Below are 13,314 nucleotides of genomic sequence, written 5' to 3' on the forward strand. Positions count from 1 at the left end.
CGTTCGTCACCGCATGACGCACGAGTTTACGTTCTTGGGTTGAGGAAGAGGGTCTGTCTTGAAGCTGCTGATACTGGATGCCGGGCACTGCTTGAGTTTAGCATTGGCTCGGGAAGCGAGCCGGCGCACCGATACCGAGCTGGTAATCGAACAGGGCCTCGCCGTTTCGGCGAGCCAGCTGCAGGCCATCGCGCCCGATGCGGTGATCATTCCGCCGCTGGCGCATCCGCTGAGCATGACCCCTGCCGAGGTAAAAGCCCATGCGGACGCCGTGGAGCGCTGCGTGGATGCGTGTCAAACCCAAGGAGTGGCGCTGGTCTGGTGCGTGTCCGATCAGCTTTACGAAGAGGGATTCGATATCCCCATCGATGAGCACGTCGTGCCCGCCCCACGCGACGAGTGTTTGCGCCGCCTCGTCCAGACCGGCGACCGCATTCGCGCCGACTACCACCGACACCTGATCGTGCGCTTGGGGCCCCTGTTCGCGCTGGAAGGCAGTCACGCTTGGCTGAATGAAATCATTGATAGCTTGGTGACCGGGCAGGCGGTTCGGGCCGCCGAGGATGTCGTCTGTTGCCCAACATCGGCCGATGCAGTGGCGATGGCGCTCATCGGCATGCTGCAGCAGCAGGCCTGCGGGGCCGACGCTTGGGGGGCCTACCATTTGGCAGGGACGGAGCCGGTCAGTGCGTTCACCTTTACCTCGATGGTGCGCACGCAATTGGCGACGCACCTGGAGGGCCGAGGTGAGACGGTCGCGCTAGGTGAGGTGCAAGCACTGAACCATCACCACGATGCTAAATTACGCCGCGTATTGAACTGTCGCCGCGTGCTGGATGTGTTTGGCGTTCATCAAAAGCCATGGCGGCTGGAAGTTGGACGCATGCTGGATGCTTGGTGTCTCACCCGCGACCAGCAGCCCGATGACGTTGGGACAGGAGAGTCAGTTTGATCAATGTGGGTCGCAGCCTGCTGTTTTATGTAGGTTATTTCACTGCCATGCTGCTCATTGGGGTGCTTTTTTTACCCATCGCACCGTTTCTGCCACTGGCGGCTCGCTATCGGCTGTTGAATCTCTACAACTACTTCTTGATGGTGTGGTTCCGCATTGCCTGCGGTGTGCACTATGAGATTCAGGGGCGGGAGAATATCCCGTCAGGGCCCTGCGTCATTCAAGCCAATCACCAGTGTGAGTGGGAGACGGTCTTTCTGCAGGTGATGAAGCCGCCGGTGTGCACCGTGCTCAAGCGCGAGCTGCTGCGCATTCCCGTTTTTGGGTGGGGGCTGCGCTTGCTACGCCCGATCAGTTTGGATCGCTCCAAGCCCGCGCGAGCCATGAAACAGGTGCTGACGCAGGGCGTCGAACGCCTGGGCACTGGCCTGTCTGTCCTGATTTTCCCAGAGGGCACGCGGGTGGATCCTGGCGTGCGCAAGCGCTATAACAAAAGCGGTAGCGTCGTTGCTTGCCGAGCCGGTGTGCCGGTGCTTCCCGTCGCTCACAATGCCGGTGAGCGCTGGCCTGGTCGTCACTGGGTCAAGCGCCCAGGGGTGCTTCGCGTGCGCATTGGACCGCCCATCGCGACCGAAGGGCGCACGCCCGACGAGGTGTTGGTGGATGTCGAAGCCTGGATCGAGGGGCAGCTGCAGGAGATTTCCGAGGTCCCAAGGCCCGTGGCTCGCTAAGCGACGCTGAGCAACTATCCACACATATTCACGCAAAAACGGCGCCCGAAGGCGCCGTTTTTGATGCCGTACATGGATATCAGCCGTCGTAGCGCTGGAACACCAAGCAGGCGTTGGTGCCGCCAAAGCCAAAGCTGTTGGAGAGCACGCGCTCGAGGGTGACGCCGTCGCGACGCTCGGTCACGATATCGAAACCGTCGGCCTGCTCGTCGAGCTGCTCGACGTTGGCAGAAGCGGCCACGAAGTCGTGCTGCATCATCAGCAGCGAGTAGATCGCTTCCTGTACGCCAGTGGCACCCAGCGAGTGGCCGGTGAGCGACTTGGTCGAGCTCATGGCGGGCGTTGAGTTGCCGAACACGCTGCGAATCGCTTTCAGTTCAGCGACATCGCCAACCGGCGTCGAGGTGCCATGGGTATTGATGTAGTCGATATCGCCCTGCACCGTGGCCATGGCCTGATGCATGCAGCGCATCGCGCCCTCACCAGAGGGGGCCACCATGTCATGGCCATCCGAGGTCGCGCCATAGCCGACGAGCTCGCCATAGATCTTGGCGCCGCGCGCTTTTGCATGTTCGAGCTCTTCCAGCACCAGCATGCCGCCACCACCGGCGATGACGAAACCATCGCGGGCCTGATCGTAAGGGCGAGAAGCTTTGTCCGGGGTGTCGTTATAGTGCGTAGAGAGAGCACCCATGGCGTCGAACAGACATGACAGCGTCCAGTGCTCCTCTTCGCCACCGCCAGCAAAGACTACGTCCTGCTTGCCGAGCTGGATCTGCTCCATGGCGCTACCAATGCAGTGGGCCGAGGTCGCACAGGCAGAAGAGATGGAGTAGTTCACGCCTTTGATCTTGAACGGCGTGGCCAAGCAGGCGGATACCGTGCTACCCATGGTGCGGGTCACGCGGTAAGGGCCAACGCGGCGCAGGCCTTTCTCGCGCATGAGATCGGCGGCTTCGACCTGATTGGCGCTAGACGCGCCGCCCGAACCGGCAATCAGGCCGGTGCGCTCGTTCGACACTTGCGCTTCGGTCAGACCAGCGTCTTCGATGGCTTGAGCCATGGAGACGTAGGCGTAAGCCGCTGCATCGCCCATGAAGCGGCGCAGCTTGCGGTCGATCAGCGTATCGAGATCGATATCGACACTGCCCGCCACATGGCTGCGGAAGCCGCGCTCGGCGTACTCTTCCTTGAAACGAATACCGCTGCGCCCGCTTTTGAGCGCGTCTAGGACCTGTTGCTGGTCGTTGCCTAAGCACGACACGATGCCAAGGCCGGTGACTACCACTCGTCGCATGGGAGCCTCCTGTTAGAAATTCGCAGTGGAGGTGAATAGGCCAACGCGCAGGTCATTAGCCTGGTAGATATCGCGCCCGTCGACGGACACGGTGCCGTCGGCGATGCCTAAAATGAGCCGACGGGTAATGACGCGCTTCATGTTGATGCGATACGTCACTTTTTGAGCGTCGGGCAAAATTTGGCCGCTGAATTTCACTTCGCCGCAGCCTAGCGCACGGCCTCGGCCAGGATGGCCAAGCCAGCCCAGATAAAAACCTACCAGCTGCCACATCGCGTCGAGACCCAAGCAGCCAGGCATCACCGGGTCGCCGGGGAAGTGGCAGTCGAAGAACCACAGATCCGGAGTGATATCCAGCTCGGCGATCAGTTCGCCTTTGCCGTGTTCACCGCCCTCTTCATGGATATGCGTGATACGGTCGAGCATCAGCATGTTGGGGGCTGGCAGCTGTGCATTGCCTGGGCCAAAAAGCTCGCCACGCGAGCAGGCCAGCAGTTCTTCGCGATCAAAGGAGTGTTGCTTGGTCACTGAATCGTTCCGAGTATGAAGATGGTTGTTGCGCCTAGTCTACTTCCCGAGACCACCGAATGCACGTCACGGGCGCCTTATCGTCACTTTCTAATGCTTTTTAATGATTTGCCAATACGGCAATCGTCATGAGTGTAACGTTTCACTTAGCGAATTCGCACAATAAACGGCCTATTGACGTAATATGCTCTATCCAAGTTTTGGGTTAGACGGCATGATGTCGTCGACCCTTGTTTTTAGTTAGTGACTGCTGATAGGACAACAAGACCCGCCATGTGGCTGCCTGTTTCTCTTAATCGTCCGCTGGTTTGGGTAGCGCTCATGGCGCTGCCTGCGTGTGTATGGATTCCTGATACCGCGCTGCGCATGGTGGCCGCCAGCTTGGTTACGTTGGGTTTATGGGATGCTTGGCACCAAGTTCGTCAGCAGCGGTTGCGCCTGCGGCTTGCCCAAGATGCCATGGGGTTAGCGGGGGATGCCATGGTCATCAGCGACGTGCAAAATCGCGTTCTGGCCGTCAACCCGGCCTTTACCGACATTACCGGCTACGAGAGTCAGGAGATGGTCGGCCGCAAGCTTGAAACCCTCGCGGCGCAGCGCCACGACAAAGCCTTCTATGAAAGCTTTTGGAGCACCCTCAAAGCCACGGGCCGTTGGGAAGGGGAAATGTGGAACCGCCGCAAACATGGCGATGAGTACCCCGAGTGGCTCAAGGTTCGTGCCGTGACCGACAAACGCGGCAAGATTACCCATTTCATCAGTCTGTTTACCGATATTTCGGCGCAAAAGGCTCGCGAGCGTGACCTGCGCCGCATCGGCTACGAGGACCCGCTGACCGGGCTACCTAATCGTCGCCGCCTGCATGACCTAATGGCCTCAAGGCTGCGCCACCTGCGCGCGGGTGAGAGTTTGGACATGGCGCTGATCGATATCGATGGTTTGAAGTCGGTCAATGACAGTCTGGGCGTCGAGCAGGGGGATCGGTTGCTTGCGCGGTTTGCTCAGCGGCTCACCAGCTACATGGCGGGCAGCGTCGTCGGCCGCCTGGGGGGTGATGAGTTTTTGGTGATTCGCACCACCACCTTCGATGATCACGATAAATGGATCATGACCCTGCGCGATCATATGTGCAGCCCTTTCGAGATCAATGAGCAGTCGCTGCGCCTAGGGCTGACCATTGGCAGCTGCCGCGCGCCCGAAGATGGCCGCGACTCCGGCGTGCTGTTTCAGCGTTTGGAGTCCGCCCTGTATAGCGCCAAGCGATTGGGGCGTAACCATAGCCAGCGCTTTCGCCCAGCCTTGGACAAGCAGGATAATCCCCAGCTGGCGCTGGTCAGCGATCTGCGCGCCGCGCTGGTGTCCGGTGACCAGTTAGAGCTTCACTACCAAACTCAGCACCACCCAGGCAGCGGTGAGCTGATGGGCATGGAGGCATTGCTACGCTGGCGCCATCCACAGGATGGCATGATCTCGCCGGGCGAGTTCATTCCTCTGGCCGAGCGTCATGGTCTGATGGCCGAGCTAGGTAGCTGGGTGATCGAGAAAGCGTGTGCGCAGCAAGCACACTGGCAAAACAGCGGTATGCCCAAAGTGACCGTGTGGATCAACATCTCGGCGCTGCAGCTCTTTCAGGGCGATCTGGAAACCCAATTGGCGACCTGCTTGGAGCGCTATCAGCTCAAACCGTCGCAAATTGGTCTGGAGCTCACCGAGTCGGTGCTGCTGGACGAGCGTGCCGGCGACATGGGCCCCCGCCTACAGGCGCTTCGGGCGCTTGGCTACGCCATTGCCATCGACGACTTCGGTACCGGCTATTCATCGTTAGGCTATTTGAAACGACTGCCGGTGGATAAGATCAAACTGGACCGTGCGTTCATCCGCGAGCTTCCCAATGACCAAGCCGATGCGGCCATCGTCACGGCGGTGTTGGCCATGGCCGATGGGATGGGACTGGAAGTCGTGGCGGAGGGCGTTGAAACTCAAGCCCAGTGTCAGTTTTTGATCAAAGCGGGCTGTACGCTGGTGCAGGGATTTTACTTCGCCAAACCACTGCCTGCCTCCGAGCTAGAGCAGCGCTGGTCGCCGGTGGCGCTTGCCGAGGGTGTTCATTGAGTCGTTGCAGCGACCCGCCGTGCGTAGTAGCTAATGCCTAGGCAAAGCGCGGCCCAGATGACCGCTTGCACCGGCAAAAGCCACGCTGCCAAACTTACGTTGGCCAGCGCCGCGCCTCCCAAATAAGAGAGTGGGCCGCTGATCGCCCCGCACGCGGCGGCAATCAAAGGGTAGCGCCATAGCCAAGCAAGCGAGTGAAATACCAGCGTGGCGAACAGCGGCCAGAGCATCCATAGCCATACGGGCAGCAGTCCCGCAACGAGCGCTTGGTCGCCAAAATCGAAGCCGCCTGCCACATGTAGTCCGCCATCCAGCGCCAGCCCCAATAGAGCGAATAGCCCGATGAAACGCCATTCGCCGGGTTTGGCCCAGTGCCAAAAGTGCCAGCCCAGCAGTGCCGCCCCGCTGATCGCGGCGATCCATGAGCCGCCCAGCACACATAGCAGCCAGCCCGCCTCGAAGCGCAGCGCATTGAATAACATCGCGCGTACTGGCATGGGGGAGGGCGACGCCATTTACAGCGCTCCGGTGAGCGGGGCCGGTTTGGCCGCCGGCTTGGCCAGCAACAGGTGGCAGGTGCCGATGGAGCGCTCGATAAAGCCGCCTTCGCAGTAACACAGGTAGTAGCGCCACATACGAATGAAGCGCTCGTCATAGCCTTGGCTACGTACCTGGTCGAGACTCGCCTCGAAACGGTGGCGCCACTCCCGCAGCGTCCGTGCGTAGTGCTGGCCAATCTCATCGAGCGCCACGACGTTGAGAGACGTTTTACGCATTACGCTCGAGAGCATGGCGTGATGGGAGGGCAAAAAACCACCGGGGAAAATGTAGCGCTTGATGAAGTCCATGTCGCGTTTGGCCTCTTCGAAGCGCTGGTCGCGAATGGTGATCGCTTGCAGCATCACTTGACCATCATCGGTCAGCAGGCTGTCGATCTTTTCGAGATACGTATTGAGATACTGATGTCCCACCGCCTCGATCATTTCTACCGAGATCAGCCGATCGAAACGTCCGGTCAGCTCGCGATAATCCTGCTTCAGCAGCGTGATTTTATCTTCCAGCCCTTCTTCTTTGATGCGCAGGGCGGTATGTGCGTACTGCTCCTCGGAAATCGTCGTGGTGGTCACCCGGCAGCCGCGTGTCTTGGCAGCGTGAATGGCCAAGCCGCCCCAGCCCGTGCCAATTTCCAACAAGTGGTGCTCGGGGCGAACGTCCAGCTTCTCGAGCATGATGTCGAGCTTATAGGTCGAGGCCTCTTCCAAACTGGCTTCCGGGTAGGGGAAGACGGCGCTGGAGTACATCCAGTGGCGTGTATCCAGGAATGTCGCAAACAGATCGTTACCGATGTCATAGTGCGCGGCGATATTGCGCTTGGAACCGGACAGACTGTTGCGTTGGAAGCGGTAAGCCAGTCCCAGCAGCCAGCGGGTGAGGCGAGCGCTACCGTTCTCCATCTGGCCATTGACATGATCCAGATTGGCCGCGAACAGGCGGACCAACGCCACCAAGTCATCGGCGTCCCAATCGCCGTCCATATAGGATTCTGCGGCACCGACGGTGCCGCCAAAGGCGAGCCGCTTCCAGGCGCGTGAGTGACGGATCACCACGGTGACTTGTAGCGGGCCCTCCTGACCCAGGTGATGGCACTGGTTGCCCTCGATCAGCGTAATGCGCCCGCCGCGAAAGGCATCCAACTGAGCCAGCAAACGGGGTTTTAGCCAGCGAGTGAAGCGGTCTTGGCGCGCTGGCTGGCTATTGGGAGGCGTGGTACGCAGGGTGGTCATTTTGAAGTCTCCTTGCGCTTAGGGTGGTTATAAACGGGGATGCGCTTGAGCCACAGGCGAAGCGCTTCAAAATGGATTCCCGCGACCGTTTTCAGACTCATCCAAGGGTGCTTGGCGAGGGTGGCCAGCAGCACGCCGCGCGTGGCGGGCGCTGCATCGAGCGTGAGCGTAGCGTCGAAATGGCGTTGTTCGTGCTGCCAGTTCTCCATATGCAGATAGAGCTGGTCGCCGGGCGAATTGAATTTCCAGCGATAGGTCATCTCCATGGGGTTGAAGGGCGACACGTGCATGGCTTTAGCAAAGCGTGCCTGATGCGCGTGGCGGTCGGTCTCGACATGGCAGGCGTAGCAAGTACGCTCGCGCCAGGGCATATTGGTGACTTCACCCAGCACGGCGGCCAGGCGTCCCAGCTCATCGTAGGCGTAGTACACGGTGATAGGGTTGAACATCGTGCCGAGGGTGCGCAGTTGGGTCAGCATGCAGATACGACCGTTAGGGGCGCTGCCTAGCTGGCGGGCCAACTCTTCCCGCACGGCGGTGCGCAGCGGGCGGTCCGTCGGGGCCAGATAATCTTCGCGACGAAAGCGCGCCAGCGCCGGGCGTCGCGCGCTGAATCCCGGCACGCCGTCGAAGAGCGTGGGGAGCTCATCGAGATCGAGCCACGCCATCCACATCTGATAGCTAAACGTGTGAACCTTGGGCGTAAAGCGGCGGTGGCGAAGCGTACCGCGATAGATGCGCGAGCGCGGCGCAGCGATCATCCCAGCCCCTCCCCAACGCTGTTGGGCATCAACTCATGCGCGGGCAGCGCCGTCGGCGTGGTGGGCGGCTCAGCGGCTTCGTCACAGCCCAGTGCCTGCGCCACACGTAGCGCGCTCCAAACGCCGTCCTCATGAAAACCGTTGCGCCAGTAGGCGCCGCAGAAGTGGGTGCGCCGTGCCACCGACGAGATCTCGTCGTGGCGCATTTGAGCGGCCTGACCTGCCAGCGTGAACTGGGGATGGGCATAGGTGTAGCGGCCAAGCACCTTGGTCGGATCGATACTGTCGGAATCGTTCAGCGTGACGCAAAACGTGGTGTCTGCTGCTAAACGCTGCAGGATGTTCATGTTGTAAGTGACCGATACTCGCTCGTCGGCGCCGCGGCCATCCAACCGGTAGTTCCAGCTTGCCCAGGCGCGCTGGCGGCGGGGCAGCAGCGAGGTGTCGGTGTGCAGCACGACCTCGTTGTCCTGGTAAGGCATTGCTCCCAGGATCTCGCGCTCGGCGGCAGAGGCATCTCCTAGCATGGCGAGCGCTTGGTCAGCGTGACAGGCCAGTACGACCTGGTCGAAGCGTTCGCTGCCCTGGGCCGTGGTCACCACGACACCCGTGTCGCTGCGAGTGATGTGGGTCACCGGGGTGTTGAGACGGATGCGCGACGCATAGGGCGCGGTCAAGCTGGGGATATAGCGCTTGGAGCCGCCCACGAGGGTATACCATTGGGGGCGGTGGTTGACCGATAGCAGTCCATGGTTGCGGAAAAAGCGAACGAAAAACGTCAGTGGGAAAGCGCGTAGATCACCAATGCTCGCCGACCAGATGGCGGCCCCCATGGGCAGCAGGTAACGACGCTGGAACGCGTCGCCGTAGCCGTGTCTATCGAGGTACTCACCCAGCGTCATGTCCGCCGGTAGCCGTTTGCTCTCTAGGTCGGCGGTGGCCTGCTTGTTAAAGCGTAAAATATCGCGTAGCAGACGATAGAACGAGGGATTGAGCAGATTGCGGCGCTGGGCGAAGAGCGACGTGAGCGTATGGCCGTTGTACTCGAAGTCGACGTCCGTCTCATGCACCGAAAAACTCATCTCGGTGGCTTGGCTGGGCACGCCGAGGGTCGCTAACAAGCGTTGAAAATGGGGGTAGGTCCAGTCATTGAAAACGATGAAGCCGGTATCGATGGCGTAGGGCTCGCCATTGACCTCGACGTCCATGGTGGCCGTATGGCCGCCTAGTCGACGATCGGCTTCGAACAGCGTCACCTCATGCTGTGAGGATAGGTACCATCCGGCGGCCATCCCGCTGATGCCGCTTCCAATAACCGCAATGCGCTGTGACGCTGTGACGCTCATGGTGACTCCTTGGTTTGCCGCGTCATGCGCAGGCCAATCCATCGCCGCAGGGCGGGGGGTAAAATGCCCAAACATTTGACGATATAGGTAAACCGCCGTGGGAAATGGATATCCAGGCGACCTTTGGCAAGCCCTGCAATGATCGCCTTGGCGGCTTCGTCGGCCGTGACCTGCATGGGCATAGGAAAGTCGTTGCGGTCGGTGAGCGGTGTTTTCACGAAGCCCGGGTGGATCAAGCTGACGTCGATGCCTTCCTGGTGCAGATCAAGACGCAGAGATTCAAGAAAGTAACTCACGGCGGCCTTCGACGCGCCGTAAGCCTCCGCGCGAGGCAGCGGCAAGTAGGCCGAGGCGCTCGATGTCGCGGCCAAGCGTGCTGGTTTGCCTTCCTGACGAGCAGCACGCAGCAGCGGAAGGGCGGCGTCGACGCCATACAGCGTGCCAAACAGGTTTGGAGTGAAAACACGTTCGACGAGCGCCATATCAAAGTGTCGCGCGTCGAGATACTCGCAGGTGCCCGCGTTGAATAGTGCAACGTCTAATGCGCCCAGCCATTCGCGAATCTGCTCACCGGCGGCTAATACGGCCTGATGGTCGCTGACGTCCAGGGGCAACGGATAAGCGTTGTCATGGCCATTGCAAAGCGCATGCAATGCCTCTTCGTTGCGGGCGCTCAATACCACGCGGTGTCCCTGTTCGATTAACTGTTTGGCCAGCGCTTCACCAATGCCGGAGGTCGCGCCGGTCAGCCAGATACGTTGGGACGTATTCCATGTGCTCATCCTGCTCTCCTGTAGCGGCCTGTTAGCACGCAGCCTGCGTGCGTATCAACGAGGTCACACGACTCAACCCAGGCGCTGCTTTAACCAGCGTATGACACGTCCCATGATGGGAAGGTGCTCGTACAGCATGGCCCCAGCATCGAAATAGTCGCGGTGACGCGACACTTTTCCGTCCTCGGTAAACGTCAGCGCACTGCAACCCTCCACACTCACTGGCCTTCCCCGGGCCAAGCGAGGGTGAACGAACTCCATGGTCCACGTCACGAACGCTTGATACCCCTGCATCTGCTGGGTATGGAACGTGAAGCGGCAGCGCTCAACGTTATCGTACATCGTGGCGAAGTAGCGCTCTAGCGCCTCGCGACCCTCAATGTGATGTAGCGGATCGTTGAAAACAACTTCCTCAGTATATACCTCGTATAGTTTTTCTGTACAGGTGTTGTCTAGTTTGTTGAAGAAAGCACAAAACTTGGCCAAAGCGCGGTCGTCGGTCATCGCACACTCCTTGCAAGTGACAGGGCGTCATGATGAGAGAATGGTAGGTAGATAGGCAGCATAGCGGCACATGGCCGCCATGAAGAGGCGTATGTGGCGGCTACTTCGAGAGCGCTTTGAAGGCGTCGAGTGCCCGCTGGCGCGCCGCTTTGTGATCGACGATGGGCGCTGGGTAATCGATGGGATCGAGCATGTCTTTTGGTGGGGCGTGTCGCGCTTTGGCTGGCAGCGATGCAAGCTCGGGCAGCCATTGGGCGATGAACTCGCCGTCGGGGTCGAAGCGAGTCGATTGGGTGGTGGGGTTGAAAATGCGGAAATAGGGTGCCGCATCGGTTCCCGTCGAAGCGGCCCACTGCCAGCCGCCATTGTTGGCGCAGAACTCGCCATCCACCAAGTGGCGCATGAAAAAAGCCTCACCACGTCGCCAGTCGATCAGCAGGTGTTTGCTCAAGAACATGGCCGTGATCATGCGCAGACGGTTGTGCATCCAGCCGGTCGACACGAGTTGGTGCATGGCAGCGTCCACGATGGGGTAGCCGGTGCGGCCCTCGCACCAAGCGGCAAAGCCGTCGTCGTCATCGCGCCAGTCGAGCTGCTTGGTGTGTTCTTGAAACGGCTGGTAGCGGCACACCTGGGGGAAGCCGACCGCCACATGCTGATAAAACTCCCGCCACACCAGCTCGTTCACCCAGGCCGTCAAGCCCGCGTCGCCGTCGGCGAGGCTCCCGCCGTTTTCGCTCATCACGGCTTGTAGGCACTGGCGATACGAGATCATCCCCAGGGCTAAATAGGGTGACAGCTCGCTGGTTCCCCGCACCTTGGGAAAATCGCGCTGATCCTTGTAATGCCGCCCGCGAAAACGCAAGAAGCGCTCCAAGTTGTCGCTAGCGGCGTTTTCGCCTGCGGGCCACTGGCGGCCATCCAGCGGCTCGTCGTCGAGCGCGGGCAGAGACGGAAGCGAGTCGCTTTGGATCTCGAGGGGCGACTGGGCTTCTGGCGTGTCGCGCAGAGCAAGCTGATCCGCCGTTACCTGTTTGTGCCACGCTTTCGCAAAGGGTGTAAACACGCCGTAGTAATCGCCTTTGCCGGTCAGCAAACTGCCTGGGGCAAAGGCAACGGCGTCATGGTGACCATGAGCAGTTATCTCTGCCTGTTGAAAGGCCTTCAGTACTGCCTGATCGCGGCGCTGCTCGTTGAGCGGATACTCGTAATTGAAGTGTAGCCGCTCGACGCCGTACTTCTGGGCAATCTCCAACAGCGCTTGAGGGGCGTCGTCGTAGCGTTCGATATCGCGGTGCAAAAGCGGGATGTTCAGACCGTTGAGCGACGTCTTCAGTGCACTGACGCCGCGCGCCCAAAAATCGAGCTTGTTCGCACCGTGACCGTGGTCACGCCACTGCTCGATGCTGCGTAAAAAAACCGCTACGACCGGCCCTTTGGCGGCAGCGGCGGCGAGTGCGGAATTGTCATGAATACGTAAATCGCTGCGAAACCAAACAAGCTGCAGGTTCATGCAAAATCCTTAGGTTAGCCGATGCCACCGCGTTTACAGGATACCGGATTCACGTAGCAGCGGGCGCAAACGAGCAATCGCTTGGGGAAGGTCGTCCCCCAGCATGTGAACGGCGCCGTCACGGAGGTCGTTCTCGCGCAGCCGCGCCACTTCGCCGCAAACGCCGAGGGGCACGCCGAGGGCTTCGGCGGCTTTGGGTAAATCGTCGCGAATATAGCGATCGTTTTCCCGCTGACCGCTGGAAAGCAGCACCATCGATGAATGTAGGCGAGACACCGCTTGCGGCAAATCGTCGAGTGGCAGCGAGTGATCGAAGAGTTGCACGCGGTAGCCTTGTTCGCTGGCCATGAGCGCGCACATCAACACCCAAAGCGGGCCGGGGTCGTCAGGCATAGCGCTGAGTAGGATCAGCGGTCCCCGTGTCGCTTGGTTGGCGTAGTGCAAGCGAATACCTACTTGGCTGCGGAAAAACGCTTCGAACGTGCGGCGTACCAAGTCGTCGGGCTCGGCGGCCCACTTGGCTTCTAGGGTCAGAATGACCGGCTGCCAAAGCTCGTTGATCGCCACGCTCAGCGGATAAAGCGCCAGGCTCTGGTGATACAGGGCTTCTAACTTCGGCAAGTCGACCGCTTCGATGACCGCCTGAAGCTGCTGGCGTTGGCTGGCCCAGTCACCGGCATTCGGCGTTGGTGCCTCGACCGTTTCAGGTTGGTCGAGCAGGTCCGCCACTTGGCTGACCGGTACGCCGCGGTTGAGCCATTGAAGAATGCGCTCGATGCGGCTGATGTCGTCCTGGGCGTAGAGCCTGTGTCCCTTGGGCGTGCGCTGTGGACGAATCAAACCGTAGCGTCGCTCCCAGGCGCGTAGAGTGACCGAGTTCACACCCGTCAAACGGGAAACTTCCCGAATCGGATAGAGGGGAGTATCGGGTGGGTGGGTCGCCTTGTTGCTCATGGGCGCCATTGCCTCTTGGTTGCCTGCAGTCAGCGCTGCAGGGGTCTGTCAATAATTGC

General features: G+C 60.2%; 13 protein-coding genes. 3 read left to right on the forward strand and 10 right to left on the reverse strand.

All coding sequences use genetic code 11. From position 1 onward, the window contains the following. Window positions 1–58 precede the first annotated feature (58 nt). Together GYM47_RS00720 and GYM47_RS00725 are read left to right on the forward strand one after the other, a co-directional pair. A complete protein-coding gene (locus GYM47_RS00720; protein ID WP_139527834.1) occupies window positions 59–952 on the forward strand; it encodes a sugar nucleotide-binding protein in 894 nt (297 codons plus the stop codon). Next, the gene (locus tag GYM47_RS00725; RefSeq protein ID WP_153843256.1) at window positions 949–1,683 is read left to right on the forward strand and encodes a lysophospholipid acyltransferase family protein; all 735 of its coding nucleotides are present in this window, start codon (window positions 949–951) and stop codon (window positions 1,681–1,683) included. Before GYM47_RS00720 ends, GYM47_RS00725 begins: the two co-directional genes overlap by 4 nt. Window positions 1,684–1,762: 79 nt before the next feature. On the opposite strand, the gene fabB is transcribed toward GYM47_RS00725, so the two are convergent. Both fabB and fabA read right to left on the reverse strand, forming a co-directional pair. After that, window positions 1,763–2,980, reverse strand: coding sequence for a beta-ketoacyl-ACP synthase I (gene fabB, locus GYM47_RS00730; RefSeq protein WP_139527836.1), 1,218 nt, complete (start codon window positions 2,978–2,980; stop codon window positions 1,763–1,765). 12 nt (window positions 2,981–2,992) lie between these two features. After that, window positions 2,993–3,508: a 3-hydroxyacyl-[acyl-carrier-protein] dehydratase FabA gene (gene fabA / locus GYM47_RS00735; protein ID WP_139527837.1), complete on the reverse strand. Its 516-nt coding sequence runs from the start codon at window positions 3,506–3,508 to the stop codon at window positions 2,993–2,995. Between the two features lie 273 nt (window positions 3,509–3,781). Between fabA and GYM47_RS00740 the strand changes: the two genes are divergently transcribed. Then, on the forward strand, window positions 3,782–5,620 hold the full coding sequence (locus tag GYM47_RS00740) for a putative bifunctional diguanylate cyclase/phosphodiesterase (RefSeq protein WP_139527838.1): 1,839 nt from the start codon (window positions 3,782–3,784) through the stop codon (window positions 5,618–5,620). Here the strand turns inward: GYM47_RS00740 and GYM47_RS00745 are convergent. The 8 genes from GYM47_RS00745 to GYM47_RS00780 all read right to left on the reverse strand — a co-directional run bounded on the left by GYM47_RS00745 (window position 5,614) and on the right by GYM47_RS00780 (window position 13,255). After that, on the reverse strand, window positions 5,614–6,135 hold the full coding sequence (locus GYM47_RS00745) for a DUF2878 domain-containing protein (protein ID WP_153843255.1): 522 nt from the start codon (window positions 6,133–6,135) through the stop codon (window positions 5,614–5,616). The two genes, GYM47_RS00740 and GYM47_RS00745, sit on opposite strands and share 7 nt — an antisense overlap. Further along, window positions 6,136–7,404, reverse strand: coding sequence for an SAM-dependent methyltransferase (locus tag GYM47_RS00750; protein WP_153843254.1), 1,269 nt, complete (start codon window positions 7,402–7,404; stop codon window positions 6,136–6,138). Next, entirely contained in the window at window positions 7,401–8,165 is a 765-nt protein-coding gene (locus GYM47_RS00755; RefSeq protein ID WP_153843253.1) for a DUF1365 domain-containing protein, read from the reverse strand. The genes GYM47_RS00750 and GYM47_RS00755 overlap by 4 nt, the downstream gene beginning before the upstream one ends. Next, a complete protein-coding gene (locus tag GYM47_RS00760; protein ID WP_153843252.1) occupies window positions 8,162–9,511 on the reverse strand; it encodes an NAD(P)/FAD-dependent oxidoreductase in 1,350 nt (449 codons plus the stop codon). The genes GYM47_RS00755 and GYM47_RS00760 overlap by 4 nt, the downstream gene beginning before the upstream one ends. Next, window positions 9,508–10,293 carry an SDR family NAD(P)-dependent oxidoreductase gene (locus tag GYM47_RS00765; RefSeq protein WP_139527843.1) on the reverse strand — a complete coding sequence of 262 codons (786 nt, stop codon included), beginning with the start codon at window positions 10,291–10,293 and terminating at the stop codon, window positions 9,508–9,510. The genes GYM47_RS00760 and GYM47_RS00765 overlap by 4 nt, the downstream gene beginning before the upstream one ends. 63 nt (window positions 10,294–10,356) lie before the next feature. Continuing rightward, complete coding sequence (locus GYM47_RS00770) at window positions 10,357–10,788, reverse strand: nuclear transport factor 2 family protein (RefSeq protein ID WP_153843251.1); 432 nt, start codon at window positions 10,786–10,788, stop codon at window positions 10,357–10,359. 100 nt (window positions 10,789–10,888) lie between these two features. After that, a complete protein-coding gene (phrB, locus tag GYM47_RS00775; protein WP_153843250.1) occupies window positions 10,889–12,301 on the reverse strand; it encodes a deoxyribodipyrimidine photo-lyase in 1,413 nt (470 codons plus the stop codon). A gap of 33 nt (window positions 12,302–12,334) precedes the next feature. Continuing rightward, on the reverse strand, window positions 12,335–13,255 hold the full coding sequence (locus GYM47_RS00780; protein WP_176558247.1) for a MerR family transcriptional regulator: 921 nt from the start codon (window positions 13,253–13,255) through the stop codon (window positions 12,335–12,337). Window positions 13,256–13,314: the final 59 nt, after the last annotated feature.

The organism is Vreelandella piezotolerans, assembly GCF_012427705.1.
Taxonomy (GTDB): Bacteria; Pseudomonadota; Gammaproteobacteria; order Pseudomonadales; family Halomonadaceae; genus Vreelandella; species Vreelandella piezotolerans.